Origin of the sequence: Cystobacter fuscus (assembly GCF_002305875.1) — a bacterium.
Lineage (GTDB): Bacteria > Myxococcota > Myxococcia > Myxococcales > Myxococcaceae > Cystobacter > Cystobacter fuscus_A.
In genome coordinates, this window is sequence record NZ_CP022098.1 from 3,210,207 (window position 1) to 3,236,543 (window position 26,337).

General features: G+C 68.0%; 15 protein-coding genes. 11 read left to right on the plus strand and 4 right to left on the minus strand.

Annotated features, from left to right (window positions below; all coding sequences use genetic code 11):
- Positions 1-14 precede the first annotated feature (14 nt).
- Together CYFUS_RS13300 and CYFUS_RS13305 are read right to left on the minus strand one after the other, a co-directional pair.
- Positions 15-236 carry a hypothetical protein gene (locus tag CYFUS_RS13300; RefSeq protein WP_232537539.1) on the minus strand — a complete coding sequence of 74 codons (222 nt, stop codon included), beginning with the start codon at positions 234-236 and terminating at the stop codon, positions 15-17.
- A gap of 147 nt (positions 237-383) precedes the next feature.
- Entirely contained in the window at positions 384-1,103 is a 720-nt protein-coding gene (locus CYFUS_RS13305; RefSeq protein WP_095985557.1) for an RNA methyltransferase, read from the minus strand.
- Positions 1,104-1,389: 286 nt separating this feature from the next.
- On the opposite strand from CYFUS_RS13305, the gene CYFUS_RS13315 reads away from it, so the two are divergent.
- The 7 genes from CYFUS_RS13315 to CYFUS_RS13350 all read left to right on the plus strand — a co-directional run bounded on the left by CYFUS_RS13315 (position 1,390) and on the right by CYFUS_RS13350 (position 12,573).
- Entirely contained in the window at positions 1,390-2,397 is a 1,008-nt protein-coding gene (locus CYFUS_RS13315) for a GlxA family transcriptional regulator (RefSeq protein WP_095985559.1), read from the plus strand.
- An 87-nt stretch (positions 2,398-2,484) separates the two neighbouring features.
- On the plus strand, positions 2,485-4,077 hold the full coding sequence (locus CYFUS_RS13320) for a sigma 54-interacting transcriptional regulator (protein WP_095985560.1): 1,593 nt from the start codon (positions 2,485-2,487) through the stop codon (positions 4,075-4,077).
- 741 nt (positions 4,078-4,818) lie between these two features.
- Positions 4,819-7,464 carry a hypothetical protein gene (locus CYFUS_RS13330; protein ID WP_157758421.1) on the plus strand — a complete coding sequence of 882 codons (2,646 nt, stop codon included), beginning with the start codon at positions 4,819-4,821 and terminating at the stop codon, positions 7,462-7,464.
- 107 nt (positions 7,465-7,571) lie between these two features.
- Entirely contained in the window at positions 7,572-9,866 is a 2,295-nt protein-coding gene (locus CYFUS_RS13335) for a hypothetical protein (protein ID WP_095985563.1), read from the plus strand.
- A 196-nt stretch (positions 9,867-10,062) separates the two neighbouring features.
- The gene (locus CYFUS_RS53885) at positions 10,063-10,509 is read left to right on the plus strand and encodes an amidohydrolase family protein (protein ID WP_095985564.1); all 447 of its coding nucleotides are present in this window, start codon (positions 10,063-10,065) and stop codon (positions 10,507-10,509) included.
- Positions 10,510-10,657: 148 nt separating this feature from the next.
- A complete protein-coding gene (locus tag CYFUS_RS13345; protein ID WP_157758422.1) occupies positions 10,658-11,941 on the plus strand; it encodes a hypothetical protein in 1,284 nt (427 codons plus the stop codon).
- 290 nt (positions 11,942-12,231) lie between these two features.
- Positions 12,232-12,573: a hypothetical protein gene (locus CYFUS_RS13350; protein WP_157758423.1), complete on the plus strand. Its 342-nt coding sequence runs from the start codon at positions 12,232-12,234 to the stop codon at positions 12,571-12,573.
- Between the two features lie 15 nt (positions 12,574-12,588).
- Here the strand turns inward: CYFUS_RS13350 and CYFUS_RS13355 are convergent, their stop codons facing one another.
- Together CYFUS_RS13355 and CYFUS_RS13360 are read right to left on the minus strand one after the other, a co-directional pair.
- Positions 12,589-16,020: a serine/threonine-protein kinase gene (locus CYFUS_RS13355; RefSeq protein WP_095985567.1), complete on the minus strand. Its 3,432-nt coding sequence runs from the start codon at positions 16,018-16,020 to the stop codon at positions 12,589-12,591.
- Between the two features lie 93 nt (positions 16,021-16,113).
- Entirely contained in the window at positions 16,114-17,031 is a 918-nt protein-coding gene (locus tag CYFUS_RS13360; protein WP_198316566.1) for a type VI immunity family protein, read from the minus strand.
- A gap of 380 nt (positions 17,032-17,411) precedes the next feature.
- On the opposite strand from CYFUS_RS13360, the gene CYFUS_RS13365 reads away from it, so the two are divergent.
- The 4 genes from CYFUS_RS13365 to CYFUS_RS13380 all read left to right on the plus strand — a co-directional run bounded on the left by CYFUS_RS13365 (position 17,412) and on the right by CYFUS_RS13380 (position 26,284).
- Positions 17,412-23,114 (plus strand): Ig-like domain-containing alpha-2-macroglobulin family protein, encoded by a 5,703-nt coding sequence (locus CYFUS_RS13365; protein ID WP_095985568.1) that lies wholly within the window; start codon positions 17,412-17,414, stop codon positions 23,112-23,114.
- Positions 23,114-25,477, plus strand: coding sequence for a penicillin-binding protein 1C (gene pbpC, locus CYFUS_RS13370; protein ID WP_198316567.1), 2,364 nt, complete (start codon positions 23,114-23,116; stop codon positions 25,475-25,477). Before CYFUS_RS13365 ends, pbpC begins: the two co-directional genes overlap by 1 nt.
- A 125-nt stretch (positions 25,478-25,602) precedes the next feature.
- Positions 25,603-25,791, plus strand: coding sequence for a hypothetical protein (locus CYFUS_RS13375; protein ID WP_157758424.1), 189 nt, complete (start codon positions 25,603-25,605; stop codon positions 25,789-25,791).
- Complete coding sequence (locus CYFUS_RS13380) at positions 25,781-26,284, plus strand: DUF2243 domain-containing protein (RefSeq protein ID WP_095985571.1); 504 nt, start codon at positions 25,781-25,783, stop codon at positions 26,282-26,284. Before CYFUS_RS13375 ends, CYFUS_RS13380 begins: the two co-directional genes overlap by 11 nt.
- Positions 26,285-26,337 lie beyond the last annotated feature (53 nt).

Consider the following 26,337-nt stretch of genomic DNA (forward strand, 5'->3'; position numbering starts at 1 on the left):
GTAGCGGTGGCGCGTCAGCGCCGCGAGGGCTCGTCGAAGTCCTCGCCCTCGGCCGAGCCCGGCGTGGGGCCCGGCTCCCCCTGGGGCACCTCACGCTCCTCGCCGTCGAGTCCCTCCGCCGACTGGGGCGTGTGCGGATGGTAGTCCCACGGGGCTGCGTCCTTCGTGGGGGCGTCCTCCTTGGTGTCCTGGGGTCCGTTCCTCACGGCCCTTCGTTCATCGGGCTGGTGACTCATGGGTTCGCTCCTTTCCGCGATGGAATGTCCCCTCAATGTAGGGACGGGGGCGGAAGGGGGGACCGCGCCGGGCGGGACACTCCTGTCGGGATCTGCCCTCCGGAGGGTGGGGGAGGGGGCCTCACGGCGGATGCCCGGTCGCCTGGGTCAGCGCAACCGCTTGGTCAGGGTGTGAAGGGCGGCGAGCCACAGCCGCGCCTCCTTATGAGTGAGGCGGGAGCGGCGCAGGGGGGCGAACAGCTCGCGCAGGGCGGGGCGGCCCCGGGTGTGCTCGTCCACGAGGAACCCTCCGGACACGAGCGCCGCCTCCAGGGCGGACTCCACCCGGGTCAGCTCGGTGTCCGTGGCCGCCACGGGCAGGGGCGCGGGCGGTGGCGGCGCGGCCGCGAGCGTGGCCATGCGGATTTCATAGGCGTAGAGCAGCACCGCCTGGGCGAGGTTGATGGAGGGCTGCTCGGGCGCGGTGGGCACGGCGGACAGGTCGTGGCAGCGCTCGACCTCGGCGTTGGTGAGGCCGCTGCGCTCGTCCCCGAAGACGAGCGCCACGGGGCCCTGGGCGGCGCGCCGCACCAGCTCCTCGCCCACGGCGCGCGGGGACAGGCGTCGCTTGCCCTCCACCTTGCGCGAGCTGGTGCCCACCACCCACACGCAGTCCGCCACGGCCGCGTCGAGCGAGTCCGCCCGGCCCGAGCCCTCCAGCACGTCCTCGGCGTGCACGGCGAGTCGGCGCGCGGGGGCGAGATCCTCGGCCTCGGGGTTCACCCAGGTCCACTCGGCCAGGCCGCAGTTCTTCAGGGCCCGCGCGGCGGCCCCCAGGTTCTCCGCGTTGCGCGGGCGCATCAACACCAGCCGGATGGGCAGGGACATGGGCCGCGCACCTTAACGCTCTCCAGGCGGGACGGGCCCGGTGGCGCGCCTCCGCCGCGCGCTGGAGCTGGGCGCGGTGCTCGGGCGGCTCCTTGCTCCGGACGAAGGCCACGCACTTCGCGAGCACCTCGAGCGGTCCGATGAAGTCGAGGTACGTCACATGCTTGTAGAGGGGAAAAACGATGACGAGTGGCTGGTCCATGTCGGGGTCTCCGTGGCCTGGTGGGAGGCACTGTCTTCCTTATAGAGTCGTGGCGGAAAGGACGTAGAACCCTCGATTTCCGCCATGGTTCGAGACATCGCCTTCCTGACCTTCCCCGGGTTCTTGAACCTGGATCTCGCCGGGCCGACGGCGGTCTTCGAGCCGCTCACCCCCTCGCTGATACCGAGCCCCTACCGGCTGCACATGGTGTCCGCGCGGGGAGGGCTCGTGGAGAGTTCCTCGGGCCTGGAGGTCATGACGAAGCCCCTGGGGGAGAGCGCGTTCGACACGCTCGTCGTCGTCGGGGGGCCGGGCACCTGGACGGCGATGGAGTCGCCCGAGTTGCTGGGGGTCGTGCGGCGGGCGGCGGGGGTCTGCCGGCGGGTCGCGAGCATCTGCGTCGGGGCCTTCGTGCTCGCCGCCGCGGGTCTTCTGGAGGGCCGGCGCGCGACCACCCATTGGCGCTGCGCGGCGCAACTGCAGCGCCGCTTCCCCCGCGTCCGGGTCGAGGAGGATCGGATCTTCATCCGGGATCAGTCGATCTGGACCTCGGCCGGAGCCAGCGCGGGCATCGATCTCGCGCTCGCGCTGCTCGAGGAGGATCACGGAGTCGAGGCCTCACGCGCCATGGCGCGCGAGCTGGTGGTCTACCATCGGCGGCCGGGAGGGCAGTCGCAGTTCTCGACGCTGCTGGAACTGGAGCCTCCGTCCGATCGGATCCGCCACGCGCTGGCCTTCGCCCGCGAGCACCTGCATGAGCCCCTGGGGGTGGAGCGGCTCGCGAGGGAAGCGGGCTTGAGTCCTCGCCAGTTCGGCCGGACGTTCCTCTCCGAGACGGGACAGACGCCGGCCAAGGCCGTGGAGCGGCTGCGCGCCGAGGCCGCCCGGGCGCTGATCGAGACCACGCTGGAGCCCATCGAGCAGATCGCTCAGGCGGTGGGCTTCTCGGATCCGGAGCGGATGCGCCGGGCCTTCCTCCGGCTGTTCGGACAGCCTCCCCAGGCCCTTCGGCGGGCCGCGCGTTCCTCTGGTAACCCCTGGACGCTCCCCGGCCTTGGCAAGCTGGAGGACCTCACCTCATCGCGCTCCTGAGCGTTGCGGTTGCGCTCCGGGTCTTGTCGGTAGTCTGCTTTGCTTCCGGCTTCTCTGGTGGGCAAGCCAGAGCGCGGACCAGGGCACATGATCGCGAACATCTCCACGGCCGACATGCCGGACAGTCGCAAGGCGGAGCGGAGACACCAGCTCGTCCCGGCTCTGACCATCGTCTCGCACCCGCAGGCGCATCGCGCCGGAGAGCGGTTGCTGCTGACCGCGCTGACCGCGGGCCGCAATGTCTCCCTCTCTCGCAATGCCCCGGACTTCTCGCCGCCTGGGGGCTCCCTGGGCATGCATCTGGCGGATCCTTTCTTGAGCCGTAAGCCCATTGTCTTCGCACCCTGCTCGGACGGGGGCATCCGGTTGGACCCGGGCGAGGAGAGCCGTGTGGCCCTCATGGGACAGGTGCTGCGCGGGCCATGGGAGTTCTCGCCCGAGGACCTCGCCTCGGGCGTGCCGCTGGAGCTCGCCGGGCGCGTGGCGCTGCTGCTGCACCTCGCGGAGGACCCGGCGCGGGAGGCCGTGGACGCGCTGGGCCTGGTGGGCACCAGCGCGGGTCTCCAGCAGGTGCGCCAGCATATCGCTCAGGTCGCCGACCTGAACGTGCCGGTGCTCATTCGCGGCGAGACGGGCTCGGGCAAGGAGCTGATCGCCCGGGCCATTCATCGCCACAGCACGCGCAAGGACAAGCCCTTCGTCAGTGTGAACCTGGGCGCCATCCCGAGGGAACTGGCGGCCGCGGAGCTGTTCGGCGCCAGGAAGGGAGCCTTCACCGGAGCGGTGCGAGACCAGCAAGGCTTCTTCCAGGCCGCCCACGGAGGGACGTTGTTCCTGGACGAGGTGGGCGAGGCTCCGCCCGAGGTCCAGGTGATGCTGCTGCGGGTGCTGGAGACGGGGGAGCTCTACTCCGTGGGCGAGCGCTCGCCCGTCGCCGTCGACGTGCGGCTGCTCGCGGCGACGGACGCGCACCTGGAGCAGCAGATCCAGGAAGGGCGCTTCAAGGCGCCGCTCCTCCACCGGTTGTCCGGCTATTCCATCCGGGTGCCTCCGCTACGAGAGCGGCGGGAGGACATCGGTCTGCTCCTCTACCACTTCGCCCGCGAGGAGCTGGAGGCTCTCGGTGAGGTCTGGCGTTTGAAGCCCGAGGATGCCTTGGCCGAGCCCTGGTTGTCGGCGCTGGTGGCCTCGCGGCTGGTGGCCCACCGGTGGCCGGGCAACGTCCGGGAGTTGCGCAACGTGACGCGCCAGCTGGTCATTGGCAGCCGAGGTCGGCCACACCTGCTGCTCGATGCCCAGCTGGAGCGGGAGCTGGCCTCCGCCGGAGGGGCTCTCCCGGGGCGACCCTTCGCGGCCCGCCCGGCCGCCGAGGCCAGGGCCGCGCCGCGCCGCAAGCCCTCCGAGATCACCGAGCCCGAGCTGCTCGCCGCCCTTCGGGAGAGTCACTGGGACTTCCAGAAGGCCGCGGACCTGCTCGGCGTCCACCGCACCTCCATCTACGATCTCGTCGACAAGAGCCCGGGCCTGCGGACCGCCGGGAGCCTGCGCGCCGAGGAAATCATCCGCTGCTACCACGAGTGCCAGGGCGACCTGGAGGCGATGACACGGCGCCTCCAGGTGTCGAGGCGGGCGTTGGGTCGCCGCATCAAGGAACTGGGCCTCGTCTCCAGGGAGTCCTGAGCGGCGGCGAGGCGGTTTGCTGGTGGGAGAGGGGCCGTGTCTCCACGCGTGGAGGTCCGGTTTCCACGCGTGGAAGTCCGTTCGCTGGTTCCGGAAACGCACTCGCCCTCGTTACGCACCACGGCCCCTCCTCGGAGCAGCGGGCGGCATGACTTCTGCACACTCCTCGCGGCGGCTGGAAATGACATCCAGTCAACGGATGCCATCCGTTCCATTCACGCAAGGCATTGAGGGGAAAAATGTCGAACAAGGCGCTCGCTGAGCTTCGGGAGCCGCGGTTGACGGAGGCGCACTCCAGGTCGCGGAGAAGCGCCTTGATGCGTTCCTACATATTCCTGTCATTCCTGGTGCTCATTCAGCTCATGGCGGTGAGCTGCTCGCCAGGAGAGGAATTCCTGCCTGATGACAAATGGGATACAGCACGGAGCGAGTTGGTGGTGGTCGCGGATGAGGCTCCCGAGGTGGTGTCGCGGCAGGACGGGCGTCTGAATGGTGATCGCCCGGGGCAGCGTCAACACCCTCTGCTACAAGGCCCAGGCGTGCTTAGGTGCTGTAAATCAATAAAATAGCCAGTTTCATTCAGCATCCTCCTCGGAAGCCAATAATAGAAGGTGGCTAACTTATTTATTTGCAGCGGCTTGGGGCCCGAATGGCAGGTCGGTGTGCGTCAGTCCGATGAAGGGTCCGTGTCCTGGTGAGCCCAGTTGATCGAATCAACGCCTAGCTGAAAGGAGCAGCACCATGAGGCAGATGCAGCTTTCAACCTCCGGCAACGTCCTGAATGCTCCCCTCTTGAGGGACAGGTTGTTCGATTGCCAGGAGTGGAACGGTGAGCAGTGGGAGGACAAGGGCAAGCTCGCCGTCTTCGAGAACACCGCGTTCCTGAACGGCGAGAAACTCCACCACGTCCACTACCACAATCCCACGGGCAGCCTTCACTATAGCTTCGGCAAGAAGGACGACCACCGGTCGGGCCGCTTCTTCTTCACCGAGGACCACCTCGCGTTCACCGGCACGGTCCAGAAACCGGATGGCACCCTCGCGCCCGTGCGCGGGAACGCGCGCGAGTCGACCTACGACACCCAGCGCAGGTCCCTCACCCAGCTCTTCAGCATGAGCTTCGACAAGAGCTTCTGGACCGACTTCGACAGCGGCAAGGCGGATGACAGCAAGCTCCTGGCGCAAGTGCGCGGCGCCTTCGCGAAGAACTCCCTCGCGTTGCCCGCGGACACCGTGCTGTCGACTCGGATGGTGAAGCGCGCCTGGGTGCTCACCGCCTCGGCCGAGGGCAAGACGTATGTCGTGCTCCGCAACCTCGAGCAGGTGACCGCGTACGTGCCGGGGAACGAGTTCACGAGTGCCGGCACCTTCTCGCTTGGCACGGAGTGGGTCGGTGAAGGGGCCCTCCGGCACCTGAAGTCGATCTTCAAGCTGGACGGCAGGGATGTCTCCGACAGGACGGCCGTCGTCAAGACGTACCAGTGGCAGACGACGATCAGCATGGCCCCGAGCTCCAATCCCTTCGGGGATCAAGATCAGTTCACCGTCGTGATCGACTATTCCGGTCACACCCTGGCGGGCACCTACACCGACGCCTCCGGCAATCTCTACGACTGGAAGGGGCGCGCGCAAACCGCCTCCCTCCAAGGTTTCGTGGCGAAGCCGCAGGACTTCATCGCGATGGACAAGGCTTCGACCACGAGCATGGTCGCGCCCATGGGGTTCACCTCTGCCTTGCGCGCGGCGAGCGCCCTGGGTCCTGATCTGAGCGTCCAGGATCTGATGAACGTGAGCTCGGTCACAGAGGTCGTGGTGCACGGGCAGCCCAAGATCCTGGACACCGCCCAGACGCAAACTGGGAAGTACTTCCAGGACATGCTGGTGAATGCCCTGGACGACCAGTGGGTCAACGACTTCTTCGGGAGCCGGCCTCCCCTGCCGCCTAGCGTCCAGAAGATCCTGAACGACAACAAGGAGTTCTTCCAGGAGCACGCGGTCATGAACCTGGGGCAGATGGTTCATGACGCCTTCGACCGTGTGGAGAAGGACAAGGACATTGTCAAACGGATCGACGTGAAGAAACTGTCCGCAGCCTGGGAGAGCATGGGCACGAACCCGGGGTACGTCGCGCAGTCCTCGCCGCTCTATGCCGAGGGGTATCGGGTGGGCGTTCCCGGGATTCAGCCCTACCTGGAGAACAATCCGAAGCAGTGGGCGCAGAAGCTCTATGAGCAGCTCACCTCCGCCGAGTTCCTGAATGTCTGGGCGGTGCAGGTGGCCAACCAGCAGTTCAAGAACGTCCGTCAGCAGATGTACGAGTGGAATGTGCAGCTGTCCGTGCTGGACCCGGACGACCAGGAGCGTCCCCAGAAGATGCTGACGACGATGTTCGCCGTCATCATCGGCAGTAACTTCAACAAGATGGCCTGGGATCAGGAGATCATTCCCTATCTCAAACAGGCAATCCAGAACATGCTGGATGGCAAGACGTCCGATTTCAGCGACGAGATGCTCAAGAAGAATGCCGAGGCTTTCCAGAAGGCGATGAAGGAGATGGTGAGCACCTTCAACACCATGGAGGAGTTCACGGATCAGTTCGTCAACGCTCTCAACCTGTGGGCGGGGAGGAACAATGGCAAGCCGCTCGTTGCCGCGGGCCAGGACGTCTACGAGGCCGCCGGCGAGTTCTTCCGGATGGTTGGCCGGACCGATGCGCAGCGGCGGTGGGAGAACTTCAAGGACATCGGCGGAAAGGTGTTCGGCGCCGTGCTCTACGGGGCGGCGGCGGGGTACCTGATCTACAAGATCGTGGATGGTGAGGGGCTGACGCCCATCGAGGACATCAACCTGGCGCTGCTCGCCACGGGGTTCTTCGTGAAGGGCATCGAGAAACTCCTGGCGACGGGGATCGGGGACTGGATTCACGCCCGTGTCAACACGGGTGTGGCCAGGCTGGACAACTTCGCCAAGGACCTCACCAAGTGGTTCTCGGAGGATGGCGTGGTCGCCGAGGGCTGGGCGATGCGGATCTTTGGCAAGAACTCCGCGGAGTTCTTCGCGGAGCGCCTGGGGCCGGCGATCGCGCTCGTGGGCATCGCGCTCTCCGCCTTCGACCTGTACAAGGCGATCAAGAGCGGCGACACGAGGGATATCGTCTTCGAGTCGCTCAACACGTTCTTCGCGTTGGCGGGCGCGGTCCTGCTGGGCTTCGAGCTGGCGAGCTTCGCCTGGGCGGGCCCCCTGGGCATCGCGGTCGCGGTGGTCGGCCTCATCGTCGCGGCGGTCCAGTTGATCTGGAACATCATCGACCCGCCTCCCCCTCCCCCGGATCCGGTGCAGCAGTTCGTGGATGGCCCCCTGAAGGCGGCGGGTTTCGTCCTCGCCTAGTTCGGTCAGGCGTCGTCACCCTCATTCGCCCGGACCTGGCCAGGTTCATGGTCGGGCCCGGGCCCTTTTCGATTCATCTGACACGTGGTTCATGAAAGTGGGAGGCCATGCCATCGAATATCAAGCTCCTGAGCCGCCTCGCCGTAGAGGATCCGATCAAGGAGATGTTGCTCGCGCTGCCAGACTTCTCCGTCGGTGACCAGGTGCACGACATCTATGTCAACCGCCTGAAGGGAGCGACTCCCGGCAGACACTCCAAGCACTACGGCATGGGAGACCGGTTCATCGACATCTTCTTTCCTCGCTGGAGTGCCGTCCGCTTCGCGCCGGACGTTTCCCGGCTCACGGGGCTCGACGATGGCTTCTGGTCGGACTTCGCCGTCGCCGTGCTCTGCCAGTCCATGGATGCGCTCACCCATCAGCTCCATCCCCAGCTCAAGCACGACGACATCAACAACGCCGTCAACGCACATAACCAATTGCTCAAGAACAGCTCGTCGGGCTTCTACAGCTATGTGTTCTCCCAGGTGTTCACCGACTTCAGCGTGCCCCTGAGCAAGGTGAACAAGAACACGGCCCGGGCCCAGTACATCCAGGCTCTCAAGGACGGCGTGAACATCCACGCGCTTTGGTACTCAGAAGGGCAGTGGAAGAACCCGGACTGGGAGATGTTCCACCACTACATCAAGCTCCTGGCTCTGGGCTCCAGCCCCCAGGAGATCGATGACCTCATCGGCCAGCTGAAGTCCCTGGGGCTTCCCGTGCCAGGCAACGTCAGCCAGAGCGCGTGGCGCTCCTACACCTTCTATATGCAGAACCACCCGCAGCTCGATCACGGAGATATCGACTCCGCGGCCAAGAACGGAATCCTGAAAAGTGAGTACCAGCCGTCCCCGACGGGTTGGGGCTCTTCCATGGAGGAAGAGAACTCCTTTGAGTTCACGGCGAACGGCATGCCAGGCAACGGGTTCCGGAGCAGCCCCAGCGGAGGCAGTTGCTTCGGAAAGGGAACGCTCGTCCTCATGGAGGATCTGTCCCTCAAGCCGATCGAGCAGGTCCGGTCCGGCGACAAGGTGGCCTCTCCTCAGGGGCCCCGGGAGGTGGCGTTCGTCTCGACACCGCTGCGCAAGGGGCGGATGTCGTACTCCGTCAATGGGCAGGCGTTCTCCTTCACCGAGACGCATCCCTTTCTATCCGGGGTGCGCGCGGAGCTGGGAACGCGGCTGCTGGCCGTTGATCCCCAGGGCTTGAACCACTGGGTGCCCACGCTGGCCCAAGGAGGAGTGGGAGCCTTGGAAGTGGGAACAAAGCTCGTCGGCGTGAAGCGGGACGAGCCCTCCAGGACCGAAACCGTGGAGGTGAAGACGATCGCGAAGCACGAGGCCACCGGGGACAGCGACGAGTTGCTGTACGATCTGATCCTGACGCCCGACAGCACGGGCGAATTCCCCTACGTGGTGGGCACCGGCGAGGGGCTCTTCGTGGTGGCCTCGGAGCTTCCCATCATGTCCCGGGCGCCCCACGCCACGGTGGCCGTGCTGGAGATGCTGAAGGAGGTCACCCCCGCGCTGAGGAAGCACTTCCATGGCACCAGCAGGGCGGAGTACATGGCGTTCCTGGAGCGGTTCCGTAGGGTCATCACGACAGGGCTCCTGCACGAGGCGCTCTCAGGGGGGAGCTTCCACGATGCGACGGGCGGCACGCTCCTCGGAGGCTCGCTCGAGTCCCACGTGGCGGGTGCGATGCGGACCTTCGTGACGCCGGAAGGCCGCTACGACTGGGTCGTGGGAAGCTTCTACGAGATGTTCGCCTCGGCGATGGCGGAGGAGCTCGAGCGGGCGGCGCAGCACCCGCATCGCCAGTTCCCAGCCACGCCGGGCAATCGGATGGCCGTGACCGTTCATGATCTCCGGTTCCACCCCACGCAGGCGCTGAGCCACGTGGGAACCCTCCGGCTGGTCGTGAAACCGATGGTGGAGGGCCGGGCCCTGGAGACGCACACCGTCGATGACAGAGGAGGGCGCGCCAACACCCCGTTCGTCCGTCACTTCGACCGCAGGGTCCTGCTCGAGAACCGCTGGGAAGAGGGAAAGACGCCCGGGAAGCTCCTGTTCGAGCTGTACCCCGCGTTCAAGGACAGGCCCCTGTACTCCGCCGAGGCCCATCTTCCCAACCCCCTGAATCCTTCCTACAGGCGCCTGCGGGCCAGGGTCCACGCGGTGGACGGAGTGGCGGCGGGCGAGCTGTTCGTGGATGTCCGGATGCTGTCTGACGAGAGCGTGATGCAGGAGCACGAACTCTCGGCCAGGATGGACGAGGGCACCCGGCTCCGCTTCGCCTTCGCGCTGGGACGGAGGATGGGGGAGATCCTGACGGGCTGGCTCTCACAGGCCGGGCGATGAGGCGGCCATGAACAAGAGGACGACGCGCGCGCTTTTCTGGGTGGTGTTCTGGGCCGTGATGCTCCTGGCTCTCCTCATCCGTCAGAGAGGCTCCTGAGCTGCGGGCGCCAAGCAGTAGTCGCCCATAGGCCTACGCCCCCTGCGCGCATACCGTGGTCCTGTCCCCACGCTACCTCAAACAGAGCCAGGTCCCGCCATGGAGCACCTTTCCTTCATCGCCCTCGAGGAGCACTACACGTATGCGCCAGTGAGTCGGAGCAACCCGATTCTCGAGACGTTCAAGCAGACGGGGCACCCCGCCGCCGAACGGCTCGGGGACCTCGGCGCCGGGCGGCTGGTGCAGATGGACAGGGTCGGCATCCGCTACCAGCTCCTCTCGCTGCTCGACCCCGGCGTCCAGGAGCTGGACAACAGCAAGAGCGATGCGGCCCGGCTCGCCCGGGAGGCCAACGACGCCCTGGTCCGGGCCATCCAGGCCCACCCGGACCGGCTCGGCGGCTTCGCGGCGCTCGCCACCCAGGACCCCGAAACGGCGGCCCTGGAGCTGCGGCGGGCCTTGAAGGAGCTCGGTCACCATCGTGGTGTTCGGCGCCCCAACCCTGGCTTGGCAATTCCAGGGCGGGAGCGCGACAGGGAGTACTGAGCGGCGGCGAGGCGGTTTGCTGGTGGGAGAGGGGCCGTGTCTCCACGCGTGGAGGTCCGGTTTCCACGCGTGGAAGTCCGTCCGCTGGTGCCGGAAACGCACGCGCCCTCGTTACACACCACCGACCCTCCTCGGAGCAGCGGGCGGCATGAGTTCTGCAAACTCCTCGCGGCGGCTGGAAATGACATCCAGCCAACGGAAGCCATCCGTTCCATTCACGCAAGGCATCGAGGAAGACATGTCGAACAATGCGCTCGCTGAGCTTCGGGAACCGCGGTTGAAGGAGGGGCACTCCAGGTCACGGAGGATCGCCTTGATGCGTTCCTGCACATTCCTGTCATGCCTGGTGCTCATTCAGTTCATGGCGGTGAGTTGCTCGCCGGGAGAGGAATTCCTGTCTGATGAAGAGTTGGACACGGCACGGAGCGAGTTGGTGGTGGTCGCGGATGAAGCTCCCGCGGTGGTGTCGCAGCAGGACGGGCGTCTGCTGGTGATCGCCCGGAGCAGCGTCAACACCCTCTGCTACAAGACCCAGGGCGTGCTTAACGGCGCGTTCGGTCCCTGGACGTGCTTGCCGGGAAACATTTCCAGCGCTCCGGCCGCGGTGCGGCAGGCGGATGGCCGGCTCCTGGTCTTCGCCATGGGCGCCGACGCGACCCTCTGGTACGCCCAGAGTGCGCTCAATGGCACATTTGGTACTTGGGTTTCCTTGGGGATAAGTATCTACGGACCCCCGATGGCCATCCAACAGCAGGACGGCCGGGTCCTGGTCTTCGTCCGGAACAACCCCAGCAACGAACTCTCGTTCGTGATGCAGACCTCGCTCAATGGCATGTTCGACCGCTGGGGATCCCTGGGGGGGAACCTGGCACGCTCGCCGGTGGCCATTGCGCAGCAGGACGGCCGGGTCCTGGTCTTCGCCGTTGCCCCCGATGGCTCCACGAGGTACGTCAGTCAGACCACGGTCAATGGCGAGTTTGGCACCACCTGGATTTCCCTGTCGGGTATTGCGACGAGCCAGGTGGCGGTTGCATCTCAGCAGGATGGCCGGCTCCTGGTCTTCGTCAAGGGAACCGACAATGCCATCTGGAGCAACGTCCAGCCCTCGCTCAATAGTGGGTTCAGCAATACCTGGAGTTCCTTGGGCGGAGGCCTGACGACCGGTCCGGCGGCCATCCAACAGCAGGACGGGCGGTTGTTGGTCCTCGCCGCCATCGGTGATATGTGGTACACCCAGCAGGATTGGCTCAACGGCTCATTTGGGACGACCTGGAGCAACCTGGGCGGAATCCATACCTCGCCCCTCACCGTGGTGCGGCAACAGGATGCCCGGGTGCTCGTCTTCGCCAGGGGCTCGGATGGCGCGATCTGGTACCGTATCCAGAGCGCGGTCAACAGCAGGAGTTGGAATGGGTGGTTCTCGCTGAACTGAGCCCGGTGCGTACGGAATTGCGCTCCAGGGAGGGCTGGGGGGCCTTCCTGGCGTGCACCATTCCAGGCAACCATCAACACTTTGTTTCCGGGAATAACGTCGGGCCCGTGAGAGGCCGGAGGAAGGCAATGCGGAAGCGATCATCGGATGGGCCGAAGCGATGTGTGAGGCTGCCCCTGGGCCGCTCGTTGGTGCTGGGATTGTCCCTGGGGCTGCCTCTCTTGGGGCTCGTCGCCTGCAAGACGTGGGAGAACCGCGGGAAGCATTCGAGTCCCGACTGCGAGAAAGAAGTGACGATCATCATCATCGGGAAGAAGGACATTGCTCCTTCGCCCCTGCTCTGCCTCAATGGCCGTGTCAAGATCATCAGCGAATGCCCGAGGCCGCTCAAATCCCTGACGATCAAGGGCCCTGAAAAGGATACTGTTCGGACGCTGTCTCCGAAAGTGGATGTTGTCATCGGACCCGAACAGGGGTCCAGGCAGGTATTCCAAATCGCAGGATTCATCGGTGGTCGCTACACCATCAACGCCGAGGGCTGCGAGGACCCCAAGCAGGACCCCAAGCAGGATGCCAAGACTGGGACGCTGGAGGTAAGCACGGACCCTCGTCCATTGCCTGGCACGAAGTGAGGGCTGACTTGCACTCTACGGAGAGGCAGTCGCGCGGCTTGGAAACCGGCGCTTCCACCAGCCGGTGAGGTGAGGGTTCAGCGCGAGGGCCCGCTCGAGGTCCGTCTGGGCTTCGTGCTGCTCCTCGGGGTCGAGGCCCGTGCTCCCCGACCGTTCGCGCAGGCTTGCTCGCAACAGCAGCGCGTCCGCCCAATCGGGGCGCGCGGCCAGGGCCTCGTTCGCCAGGGTGAGGCCACGCCTCAGGGCCGGGAGCGGATCGAGTCCTGCCTCCCGCCGCCAGGAGGCCCACTCGCGGCAGAAGTGGCCAAAGGCGACGCGGTAATCCAGGCGTCGGGGTTCCAGCTCGAGCGCCTTCTCGAAGGAGCGGGCCGCCTCCTCGAAGTCCTCGGCACGCGCCCGCCGCTGGTGAGCCCGCCAGCGGGCCCGCAGCCCCTGAACCTCTCCCTGGGTGAGCCATGCCTGGGGCTCCTTGGTGCCGCGCTCGAAGGCCTGGCGCAGCGCCGCCTCCGCCCGCTCGAGGCTTCGCCGTGGATCCTGCTCGTGCTCCAGCTCGAAGGCCGCGCGCCTGGCGTGGACTCGGGCCAGGTTGGCGGGGAAGTGCGCGCCGCCGGAGAGGAGCTCGCTGGCCTGCTGGTAGGCCACCGCGGCTGCCTGGAGATCGGGGCCCGGATCTTCTCCGGAGAGGTCGCGGTAGGTGGCGCGCTCGGCATGAGCCTCGCCGACATTGTTTTGACCAAAGCCCTGTTGGGGGGCGACCTCAATGGCTTGCAGCGCGGCCTGCCGCGCCTGAGCGAGCCAGGGGAAGGGATCGCCACCGTGATCCCAGGCCTCCCGCGCTTGCTCGATCAGGGCCGCGCTCCTGCCGTTGTGGAGCTGGGGAATCCGGGCGTTGATACGGATGCCGCCCTCGAAGAACTCCAGGGCGGTGGCCAGGTCGGGTCGGGCGTCCTCTCCCTGGTTCCTGTGTCGTCGGGCGAGTTCCAGGTGTAGCGTGCCCCCCAGGAAGTAGGGCACGTAGTTGCGCGGGTTGAGCTTCCGAGAGGTGTCGAGTGCGGCCTGGGCCTGCTGCAAGTCCTCCAGGGGACTGGCGGCGAGCAGGTGGGTGGCCCGGGAGAGGTAGGCGATGCCCAGGTTGATCCACGCATCCGGCAGGCGCTCGTCGAGGAGGGTGGCCTCGCGGTAGGAGGCGATGGCCTCACCGCGGTGAGGCAGGGAGTCCTCCCCCTTCTCGTCTTCGTAGTCCGCCCAGATCTTGAAGACGAGGCCGCGGTTGACGTGGAACTCATAGTCCTGGTCCTTCGGAGGGATGGACTCCAGCAGCTCCACGGCCAGGCGGAGCGGCTCGTTCGGGTCCAGACCTCGGGCCTGGAGGGCGCGAGCCCGGCGCCAGAGGCTATGGACCTGCTCCATCCGAGCCCTGGGCGGCTCGGGCACCTGGCGCATGGCGGTGCGTGCGGCGGAGAGGGCCTTGCCGAGGATCTCCTCCACGTCGCTTCCCCGGCTCATGCGGTACTCCGCCAGCCGGTTGTAGAAGCGCGCCTCCAGCACCCGGGCCAGAGCGAAGTCGGGGTCTGCCTGGAGCGCGCGGGCGAGCGCCTCCTGCCCGCGGGTGAAGGCGGGCATGACGTCACCCTGGCCGTAGAGCTCCATCTCCATCGCGGTGTACTCGAGCCTCGCCAGGGCCCTGTGTACCTCGGGCACGCTCTCGCCCGTGGCGGCAGCGGCGGTGTAGGCGCGGCGGCCGGCCTCGAAGTCGGCCAGTGCTTCCTCCCGGTGACCTTGGTTCCAGTGGCGGGTGGCCCGGGCCAGGAGGATATCGCCTTGGAGCAGGGGTGCCTCGTAGAACCAGGGGAGGCTGTCCTTCATCGCCTCGAGCCGGGCGAGCGCGTCGTCCAGCCGATCCTCATGGAAGGCAAGCAAGGCCGCCACGTACTCGGAGGAGGGGACGTCGGCGCCCTGACTCTGGCTCAGCAATTCCAGGGCGGGATCGCGATACTGGCGCTGGAGGTCCCGCCTGCGGGACTCTCGCTGCTCGGGGTTGCGCAGGCGCTCGGTCTCCTGGAGCTGATCCTGGTACAGGTGCCCCATCACGAGAGCCAGGGACCAGGCGACACGGGGTTCGCGGAAGCCATTGCGCCAAGCGGTCTCCAGGTGCTCGCGCGCCAGGGCCTCGTCTCCTAGCGCCAGAGCGCCACGTCCCAGGGCATAGTGGCCAGGGCCCACGGCCAGCGCGCCGGCCTCGTGGATCTCGGCCTCCAGCTCGCGCATGCGAACGCGGAGGGCCTGGCGATCGGCGCGGATGTCGTGGAGCTGGGAGAGACCGGAGTAGCGGGCCAGGGACTCGATGCGCTCCAGGCGCTCGGTGAACCGGCGCGCGAGGCGCTCGCGCTGGACGGCCTCCTGGCGGGTCAAGCCTGCCCAACCGAGGGCGAACACCACGGCCAGCAGGGCCACGGTGGACACGCTCACCACGAGCCGGTGCTTGCGCAGCCGCTTGCGCAGCCGGTACCCGAGGCGGGTGGGGCGCGCCCGTACGGGTTCGCCACGCAGGAAGCGGTCCAGATCCTCGGCCAGAGCCCGTGCCGAGTCGTAGCGGGCCGAGCGATCCTTCTCCAGACACTTGAAGGTGATGGCCTCCAGGTCCACCGGGATGTCCGGGTTGAGCGCGCGCGGAGGGCGAGGCTCGAAGGTGGCGATATGGTTGAGCACCTCCAGCGCGTTGTCTCCCGGAATGGGAGGCTGGTTCGTCAGCAGATGGTAGAGCGTGGCGCCCAGACTGTAGACGTCCGCGCGCCGGTCCAGCCGCGTCACCTCGCCCCTGGCCTGCTCGGGGGCCATGTAATGAGGAGTGCCAAGCACCGAGCCGGTGGCGGTGGCACCCTGCTCCCTCCAGTCTCGCGCCAGGCCGAAGTCCATCACGTACGGCTTGAGGCGGCCGTCACTGGCGCGCTCGACGAGGATGTTGCCGGGCTTGAGGTCGCGGTGGATGAGGCCGGCCTGGTGGGCGGCGTGGACTCCCTCGGCGATCTCCCGGATCACCAGGACCGTCTGCTCCACGGTGAGCTGGCCCGCGAGCTGATGCAGGGGTTGGCCGTCCACGTATTGCATGGCGATGAACGGACGGCCTTGGACCTCACCGACCTCATACACTTGGCAGACGCGCTCGTGCTCGACCCGGGCCTGGGCCCGCGCCTCGAAGAGGAGACGCTGGGTGAGCCTGGCGTCACCGCCGTGGACGAACTTGAGGGCGGCATGGCGGCGCAGGCGTGGATCATAGGCGAGGAACACCTGGCCCATGCCACCCTGGCCGAGGAAGCGCACGCTCTGGTAGCGATCCCAGCCGGGGATGGGGAAGGCGGGAGTCTCCGTGGCCTGCTCACTCGTCGGAGGCTTCCCCAGGGTTGGGGCGCCCTCCAGGTGGGGTTCCGCTTCATGCTCCTCATTCATAGGGGGGCCCTCATGGGCCGCGCACCTTAACGCGCTTCAGGCGGGACGGGCCCGGTGGCGTGCCTTGTATCGGGCCGTGGGCTGACTCCAGGCTCAATCGAGGAACCGGCGTTGCCAGCGCTGGAGTTGGTCTCGCGAGAATCCGAACCAACCGGGTTGTTCCTCATGCAGGTGGGGTTCCAACGCTCGTGCGAGGAGATGGTACGCCCGCGCCGCGCCCATCTCCGGCCATTCTCCCAGCGACACCAGTACCTTCCTCGCGTCCAGCTCCTCGATGGAGATGCCGGGATGCGCCAGCCGGGTTCGGAGATGTTCGCTTCCACCGAGCTGTTCGAGCAGGGACTGTCCGTAGAAGTTCAGCCAATAGGCTCCCTTCACCTTCGACCCCAGGGACATGGCGATGTCCACGTGGGGGATATCCATTCCCGGGTAGTCCATACAGTGCTCCCGGATGAACCGGGTGACGAAGTCCGCTTCCACGAGGTAGTTGAAGGCGAGGCTGGCGTAACCCGAATCGAAGGGGAGTTCACGAGCGAGTGCCTTGGCCAGTTCCTTCACGTGGGAGGGCCCGTGTGCTTCCAGGTACTCCGTGGGAAGCCAGAAGGAGACCGCGCTCACGAACCCCGGGAGATGGATGTCATCGCGCTCCCGGCCGAGATATTCGAAGTGAAAGCCTCCCGCCTCATTGGGCTGTTCTTGCAATTGAATGAGGCAGCCAGTGGGGGAACTCAAGTCCTCGCGGACGCGCGCCCAGCGTTCGTCGTTCAGGGGTTGGATGGCTCCTGCCCAGCCCTTGTGTTCCACCGGGTCGACGTCTCCGCCCATGTTCACGTACCAACCGAGATGGCCGGGCTTTATCGCGTCGAGGTAGAGGTTCATGGCGGCCGTGATGGCTCGTGAGAGTTCCTCGTGGGGACGCTTCATGAAGAAGCAGAGCAAGAGCCCCTCACGCAGCACGCATTGCCCATGGGGCCGGGTCTTCCGGAGGCGCGGGTAACGATCGCTCACCATGTCGAACTCCGGATGGGTGATCGAATGAGGGGATGCTACCGCATACCTTTGTCTGATGGCGGAGGGTTGATGCAGCGCAGGATCCTACCCATCCAGTTACGTACACTGCGTCATGCTGAAGCGATCCATGTGGCGGAGCTTTCCGGGGCTTTGGCGTCATTGACCGCCCCCCAGGTGCCCTCCTAGGGTTGCCCCCAGGTCTCACCCGTCCAGTCTGGCCCCCGGATGCGTCCGTGGCCCGCTGGCCACCGTGTGGGCGCCCGGCCGCGCTGGGGACGTGCTCGGGCTCCCGTTCTTCCCTCCCATTCCTCTCAGCTCCCCCCACGCGGCCCCCCTGGCATGCCGCGTGAATCACTCGCCGCACCCCTCTCGGAGAAACCATGAATCCGCAGTCCGTCCCCAAGCCTCTTCCATCCCGCGCGGGCAGATCGCGCTGGTTGCTGGCGGCGCTGCTCGTGAGCACGCTCTCCGCCTGCAAGAAGGACGAGCCCCAGGCCCCGCCTCCCGCCACGAGCCCCACTCCCGGCGCTCCCGCCTCGGGCGAGGCCCCCCCGTCCGCTCCCAAAGCGGAGTCCCTCCTGCCCACCCTCTATGAGCTGGGCCCCCAGGGCATGCTGCCGCGCGAGGTGGTGATCGAATTCCCCCGCGCCGTGCGGCCCGATGACCAGGAGGTCCGCAAGGGCACCGTCGTCACCGTCTCGCCCGACGCGCCGGGCCTGCTCAGCTTCAAGGGCCCCTCCACGCTCGTCTTCACCCCCCGGAAGCCGCTCGCCTTCAACACCACCTACACCGTCTCCCTCGACGCGCTGGAGTTGCAGGACGGCACCGTCATCAAGCCCCCCGCCTCCGGCAAGTGGAGCCGCACCTTCACCACGCCCATCTTCGCCTTCCTGCGCCTGGCGCCCCGGCAGGTGGACACGCGCAAGGGCAAGGTGGAGGTGGATCTCGTCTTCTCCGGTCCCGTGGACCTGGCCAGCGTGCGCCGGCTCTCCTCCTTCTCCGTGGATGGCAAGGCCCTGTCCGACGTGAAGCTGCGCTCCCAGCCCAACAACCCCCATACCCTTACCGCCACCCTCGGCGGAACGAGCCTCCATCCCGGCGCCGAGGTGCGCTTCTCCCTCAAGGCGGGCCTGTTGCCCGCGGGCTCCAAGAGCGATCCCGCCGCCGCGGGCTCGGGCTCGTTCACGCTGTTCGTGGGCAAGCGCCTGGACATCACCAACGCCTATGTCCAGGAAGGCGCCACCGGGCACTACATCGAGGTGCGCTGCCGCGAGCGGGCCGGCGACGAGGAGCCCAGCCAGGAGGAGGGCGAGGAGGAGTACTACTACTACGGCAACACGGGTGACCGCTGCAGCCTGGACGAGGACTCGGCCGCGGACACCATCCACTTCAGCCCGTCCGTGGCCTTCTCCGTGTCTCCCTCGCGCTGGGGCTTCCGCATCCTCGGCGACTTCAAGCGCGGCACCTACGCCATGACGATCGACGCGGGCGCCACCTCGAGCACGGGCGGCACGCTGCTGTCCACCTACGAGAAGTCCTTCTCCATCTCCGCGCGCAGCGCCCAGTTGAGCTTCGGCTCCACCGGCCGCTACCTGCCACGTTCCGCCTGGCGCAACCTCCCCCTCAACCATCTCAACCTGGACGCGGTGGAGCTCGTGGTGCGCCACGTCCCCCAGGAGAACCTCCTCTTCTGGATGAGCGATGACTCCCGGGAGACCGCCAACGAGCGCACCTCCAACATCATCGCGCGCAAGTCGCTTCCCGTGCAGGGCCCCCAGGACACCCTGGCCACCACCTGGCTGGACGTGGGCTCGCTCGTGCCCGCTTCCACCCGCGGGCTCGTGGAGATCACCGCCTTGGGCGGCTCCAAGTCGGCCGCCTCCCGCATCCTCCTCACGGACCTGAGCCTCGTGGCCAAGCGCGGCCTGGCCCCCAAGGGCTCCAACGCCAAGGAGGAAGTGTGGGCGTGGGTGCTCGGCATGGAGAACACCGAGCCGCAGTCGGGCGTCGAGGTGTCGCTCGTGAAGAAGAGCGGTCAGGTGGTGGCCCGCTGCACCACCGGAGGCGCGGAGGGCTGCAAGCTGTCGGTGCCGGTGGACACCCTGGACACCGCCGAGCCCTTCGCCCTGTTCGCGCGCAAGGGCGAGGAGTTCACCTACCTCAAGTACAGCGAGCTCCAGACGGAGATCGCCAACTCGGACGTGCAGGGCGAGCCGTACCGCGCGCAGCAGCCCTACCGCGCCTCCCTGTACTCGGACCGGGGCGTGTACCGCCCGGGTGACACCGCCCACGTCGTCGCGGTGCTGCGCAACCAGGAGGACGTGGCGCCCCAGGCGGGCGTGCCCGTGGAGCTCAAGGTGGTGGATCCGCGCGAGAGGGACTTGCGCAAGCTGACGCTCAAGACGAACGAGGCGGGCCTGGTGTCGCTGGACGTGCCCTTCGAGGCCTACCAGGACACGGGCGCCTACCGCGTGGTGCTCAGCGTGGCCGACAAGCAGGTGGCCACCTACGGCCTCAACGTGGAGGAGTTCGTCCCCGAGCGCATGAAGGTGACGGCCCAGGCGGACAAGCCCGGGTACGTGCAGGGCCAGGAGGTGCCGGTGACGGTGCAGGCCGCCTACCTCTTCGGCGGCTCGGCCGAGGGCAGCCCCGTGGAGGTGACGTGCCGCCTGGAGCCATCCGTCTTCCGCCCCAAGGAGAACGGCCAGTACGCCTATGGCGTGTGGCGTCCGGAGGAGACGGAGGCCAAGGGCAGCGTGCTCGGGCAGGTGAAGGGCGAGCTGGATGACAAGGGTCAGGTGACCGTGCGTTGCCCGGCGCAGCAGTCCGCGGGCGGCTTCAAGGGCCCCGCGCAGCTCGTGGCCCTGGCGAGCGTCTTCGAGGCCGGCAGTGGCCGCTCCACGGTGGGCTCGGCCAGCGTGCCCGTGCACCCCGAGCCCTACTATGTGGGCCTCCAGGCCAATGTGCAGAAGGTGCACGCCGGCCAGCCCTTCACCGTCACCGGCGTGGTGGTGGACTGGCAGGGCGCGCCGTATGGCCAGCAGATCAAGCCGCTCGACGTGGAGTACCTGCGGCTGGACGAGGAGTACGGCTACTTCTACGACGAGGAGTCGGGGGAGGAGCGCTACCAGCGCCACCTGCGCGCCGTGCGCGAGGGCCGCACCACCGTGAAGCCCGAGGCCGGCAAGTTCACCTTCCAGGTGACGCCCTCCACGGACTCCGCGGGCTACGTGGTGCGCGTGCGCTCCGGCGCCGCGCAGACGGATCTCCAGTTGGAGGGCCAGGGCCGCTACGCCTGGTGGGGTGGGGCCTCGCGGGTGGATCAGACGCCCCGTCCGGCCCGGCCCACCTCGCTCGCGCTGGAGCTGCCCGACGCGGCCAGGGTGGGCGAGGCGCTCGCCGTGAAGGTGAAGGTGCCCTACCGCGGCCGCATCCTCTTCACCGCCGAGACCGACGGCGTGCAGGCCGCCGAGTGGAAGGCCGTGGAGCCGGGCGAGACGACGTGGAGCTTCACGCCCTCGGCCTTCGCGCCCAACGTGTACATCAGCGCCTTCCTGGTGAAGGACCCCCATCTGGAGTCCGCCCAGGCCTTCATGCCGGACCGCGCCTTTGGCGTGGCCAGTGTGAAGGTGACGCCGGTGGACTTCACCCAGGCCGTCACCCTGAAGGTCCCCGGCGAGGTGCGCTCCAACGACACCCTGCCGGTGGACCTGGAACTGGGCGCGGTGGAGCCGAACACCTTCGCCACCGTGGCGGTGGTGGACGAGGGCATCCTCTCGCTCACGCGCTTCGAGAGCCCGGATCCGATCACGGAGCTCTTCAAGAAGCGCGCCCTGGGCGTGCAGACGTACGAGACGCTCGGGTGGACGCTGCTCATTCCTCCCGCGGGCGCCAGCCGCTCCACGGGCGGTGACGGTGACGAGGGCGCCTCGGGCCGGGTGCAGCCCGTCAAGCCCGTGGCCCTGTGGAGTGGCGTGCTGCCGGTGCCGGCCTCCGGCAAGCTGCGCGTCCCCTTCCAGTTGCCCCAGTACCGCGGCGCGGTGCGCGTCATGGTGGTGACGAGCGGCCCCAAGCGCATCGGCCACGCCAGCAAGCAGGTGCTCGTGCGCGATCCGCTCGTGCTCCAGACCACGCTGCCGCGCTTCCTCAGCCAGGGCGACGAGATTCAAATCCCCGTCTTCGTCACCAACCTGTCCGGCAAGGCGCAGGACGTGAAGGTGTCCCTGTCCGCGGAGAACCTCCCGGTGCCCGGCATGGCCATGCCCGCCGGCGCGCAGACCTCACCCCTGCAACTGCTCGGCAAGAGCGAGGGCCGGCTGCGGCTGGAGAACGGCAAGGCGGGCACGTTCGTCTTCCAGGGCAAGGCGGTGCAGGCGGTGGGCGCCGCTCGCCTCAAGGTGACGGCCGAGGGCGGGGGGCATACCTCGTTCGAGCAGCTCGACGTGCCCCTGCTCCCCTCGGGTCCGCGTGAGCGCAAGGTGCAGCGCGTGGAGCTGGCCGCGGGCACGCTGGACCTCGCGCCCCTGCTCCAGGGCTGGCTGCCCACGAGCGAGCGCTCCTCGTTCTGGGTGACCACCAACCCCTACGCCCAGTCCTTCCAGCACCTGTCCTATCTCGTGCAATACCCCTACGGTTGCATCGAGCAGACGACGTCCTCCACCCGGCCGCTGCTCTATGTCTCCGAGTTCGTCGACAGCGTGGACCCGGCGCTCACGGCCAACGCCAAGGTGGAGGACATGGTGCTCTCGGGCATCCGGCGCGTCTTCTCCATGCAGACGTCCTCGGGCGGCTTCGCCTACTGGCCGGGCCAGTCCGAGCCCGTCGCCTGGGGCACGGCCTACGCCACGCACATGCTGCTGGACGCGCAGAAGCGCAAGTACGCGGTGCCGCAGGAGCGGCTCGACGACGCGATCCAGTGGATGACGGAAGTCGCCAAGAACCCCGACCGGCTCGCGCACGACCACTCCTCCTACGACGACGGCTCGGAGGCCTACGTGCACTACGTGCTGGCTCTCGCGGGCAAGGGCCAGAAGGCGCGCGTGCAGAAGCTCATCGACGAGCTGGGCGGCAAGAAGTTCTACAGCACCAACCAGCGCGCCGAGCAGGACTACCTCCTCAAGGCCGCGCTGTACCTGGCGGGTGACCGCCGCTACGAGAAGGACCTGCGCAACCCGGACGTCTCGGCCCTGAGCGAGGAGCGGTGGAACTCCTGGTCCTTCTATTCGGACCGGCGCCGGCGCGGCCTCATGCTGAGCACGTTCCAGGATCTGTTCGGCAATGATCCGGCGGGCGAGCCGCTCGCGCAGCGCGTGGCCGAGGCGCTCCAGAACGAGCGCAGCTCGTACTACACCACGCAGGAGCTGGTCTGGGGCATCACCGGTCTGGGCAAGCGCGTGGCGGGTGCGGCCTCCTCGTTCTCTCCGCCGGTGCTCACCGCGGATGGCAAGGAGCTGGCGCCCCAGTCGGTCCCGAAGCAGCGCGCGAGCGACCGGACGTGGGCGCTGGTGCGCGCGAGCGAGCGCAAGGGCCTCACGCTCAAGGTCCCGGAGAAGAGCGAGGGCAAGCTGTACCTGGTGCTCGCCAGTGAGGGCGTGCGCGCGGACGGCGTGTACCGCACCGGCGGCCAGGGGCTGTCCCTGACGCGCCAGTACCGCAACCTCGCGGGCGACGTGCTCGACGTGAAGGGCGGCCAGATGAACCTGGCGGACCTCGTCTACGTGGAGGTGATCATCAAGAACAACTCGGGCGAGCGCATCCAGAACATCGCGCTGGTGGACCGGTTGCCCGCGGGCTGGGAGATCGAGAACGCGCGGCTGGGACGGGGAGGCTCGGTGGAGTGGGCCTCCGCGGACAACCAGTGGGCCGCGGACTACGTGAACCTCCGGGATGACCGCGTGGAGGTGTTCGGCGCGCTCAACCCGGGCGAGTCGAAGACGGTGGTGTACGCGGTGCGCGCGGTGACGTCCGGCGCGTTCACGCTGCCCCCCGTGGAGGCGGAGGCGATGTACGACCCCCGCATCTGGGCGCGCGAGGCGGGTGGCTCGGTGCGCATCTCCGGACCCTGGGCGGACTTCCTGCTCTGATGGCTCCGCGCCCCTCCAGCAAGAGGGCCCTCCAGGGGGCCCTCGCCGTGCTGTCCCTCCTGCTCGCCGCGCTCGCCGCGGCGTGGTGGGTGCCGCTGCCCGTGCGCCTCTTCGAGCAGCACTCGGTGGTGGTGGAGTACCGGGACGGCACGGTGGCTCATGTCTTCCTGGCGCCGGACCAGCGCTGGCGGGTTCCCACCGTGCTGGAGGAGGTGGACCCGGCCTACGTCCAGGCCCTGCTGGCGCTGGAGGACAAGCGCTTCGCGTGGCACCCCGGGGTGGATCCCCTGGCGGTGGTGCGCGCGGCGATGACGAACGTGCTCCGGGGGCGGCGGGTGTCCGGCGCCTCCACGTTGACCCTGCAACTGGTGCGGGTGCTCGAGCCCCGGCCGCGCACCTTCACGTCCAAGCTCGTCGAGTCCCTGCGCGCCGCCCAGCTCGAGCTGCGGCTGTCCAAGCGGGAGATTCTCTCGGCCTATCTCCAGTTCGTGCCCTATGGGCGCAACATGGAAGGGGTGGAGGCGGCGGCGCTGGCGTATTTCGGCCACCGGGCCACCCACCTGAGCGCGGCGGAGATGGCCACGCTCCTGGCGGTGCCGCAGAACCCCAACCGGCGTTTCCCCTCTCCGGCGAACGTGGTGCGGCTCCAGGTGGCGAGGGACTCGGTGGCGAGCCGGTTGCTCGACGCCGGGGCGCTGCCGCTCGGGCCGCCCGAGGCGCGGGTGGCGCCCGAGGCCGTGCTGGCGGAGGTGCGCGCCACGCCCCTGCCGTCGCGGCTCATGCCCTTTCCCCGGGAGGCGCCCCACGCGGCGGCGTGGTTGCGCGCCCAGCGGCCGGGGCAGCTCGTTTTGCGTACGACGTTGGACGCGGGCGCGCAGCGGCTGACGGAGCGGGTGATGCGTGACGCCGCGCCCGGCTTGCGCGCCCACGCCATCCACAACGGCGCGGCGGTGGTGGTGGACCGGGAGCGCGCCGAGGTGGTCGCCCTGGTGGGCAGCCTCGACTTCTTCGACACCGCGCATGGCGGACAGATTCCGGGCTTCGCGATGGCGCGCTCGCCCGGCTCGGCGCTCAAGCCCTTCATCTATGCCCTGGCCATCGACGAGGGGCTGGCCGGGCCCGAGCAGCGCGTGGCCGACATCCCGGCCGCGTATGGCACCTATGCGCCGCGCAACTTCGATGGGAAGTTCCAGGGGCTCGTGCGGCTGGAGAGCGCGCTGTCGCAGTCGCTCAACCTGCCCTTCGTGAAGTTGTTGCAGCAACTCGGGGTGGAGCGCTTCCTCGGCACGCTGCGGCTCGCGGGCGTGACGAGCCTGAACCCGGAGCCGGGGTATTACGGCCTGTCCGCGGCGGTGGGCGGCATCGAGCTCACGCCCCTGGAGGTGGCGGGCCTCTACCTGGCGCTCGCCGAGAACGGGCGGGCACGGCCCCTGAAGGTGCTGGCGGAGGACGCGCCCGGGGAGGCCCAGGAGATCTTCTCGCGCGGGGCGGCGTGGCTCACCCGGCGTGCGCTGTCCTTGAGGGATCGGCCGGACTTCCCGGCGCGGCGCCAGCTCACGGGGCTGCCGTCCCAGGTGCACTGGAAGACGGGGACGAGCTTCGGCCACCGCGACGCGTGGGCGGCCGGCTCCGGGCCCCGGCACACCGCGGTGGTGTGGACGGGCAACTTCGACAACTCGCCCAGCGTGCACCTGGTGGGCGCGGAGACGTCGGGGCCCCTGCTGTTCGACATCCTCGAGGGGCTCGCGCCCCGGGGCCGCACCGAGGACCCCGACGTGGCGGTACCCCCGGAGCTCACCCAGGTGGAGGTCTGCGCCTGGTCGGGCCACCTGCCCACCGAGGCCTGTACCCAGCGCAAGCTCGTGTACGCCGAGCGCAGCCATGTGCCCACGGCGGTCTGTCCCTATCACCAGCAGGTGGAGGTGGAGGTGGCCACGGGGCTGGCGGTGAGTCCCGCGTGCCGGGCCGGGCGGCGCACCGAGATGCGGGTGTTTCTCTCCTGGCCCGCGAGCATCCGGCGGTGGCTCGACGAGCAGCACCGGCTGTTGCCCCAGCCTCCCGCCTTCGCGCCCGGGTGCGAGCCGGGCGGCGCGCGGCGGGCTCCCGAGATCATCTCGCCTGGACGCGGGCAGGTGACGCTGTTGATTCCCGGCCTCCCGGCGGATCAACAGGAGGTGCCGCTGGAGGCCGAGTCGGAGGAGGACCGCGAGCTGGCGTGGTTCGTGGACGGGGAGTTCCTGGCCTCGGCGCGAGCGGACGAGCGGGTGTGGTGGGCACCCTCCGAGGGCACGCATGAGATCGTCGTTTCGGACGATCGAGGGCTCAGTGCTCGACGGATCCTGAAGGTGCGTGAGCGGCGATAGGCCCGCCACTGGCCACTCCCAGACGTTCTGCTCCGGTTCAGCGGGGCTCCCGTGTGGGGAGGCTCTAGCTTGGCGGCATGAGACTCCGCTCACTTCCTCCCCTCGTGGCCTGGGGGAGCTTCGCGGTGACAACGGCCTCGTCCGCCTGTCCGGATTGCCCCACCAGCCGGTTGGTGCGGCGCGCGATTGTCGAGGTCGGGTTCGTGGACGCGCTGGTGATGGTGTGCGTGCCCTTCCTGATCATCGGCTTTCTCAGTGCACTGCTGTACCGCGTGGGCCTGACGGGATGGCAAGGAGAAGACCATGGTGGGTGAGGCACGGCATCAAGGAGCGCTCCTCTCGGCGGGCGTGTTGCTCGGCACCGGGCTGGGCGGCTTCGTCGACGGAATCCTCCTGCATCAGATCCTCCAGTGGCACCACATGCTCTCGTCGCGGCTGCCGCCCACGGAGCTGGTGCCGATGAAGATCAACATGTTCTGGGACGGCCTGTTCCACGCCTTCACCTGGCTGACGACGGTGATTGGGCTGGCCCTGTTGTGGCGCGCGGGCCAGCGCCCCGAGGTCCCCTGGTCGACGCGCACCTTCGTGGGCTCGCTGTCCATCGGCTGGGGCTTGTTCAACGTGGTGGAGGGCCTCATCGACCATCAGCTCCTCGGCATCCACCACGTCCACCCCGGGGAGGGGCAGTTGGCCTGGGACATCGGCTTCCTGCTCTTCGGAGTCCTGCTCATCGTGGGAGGCGGTGCGCTCGTGCGCGCGGGCCGTGACGACACCCTGCCGCGAGGCGTCGTCCCGCCCGTGCTTTGAGGCACGGAAGGCCATCGCCGGAGTCCTCTGGCCGTGCGAGCGACCCGCCCGGC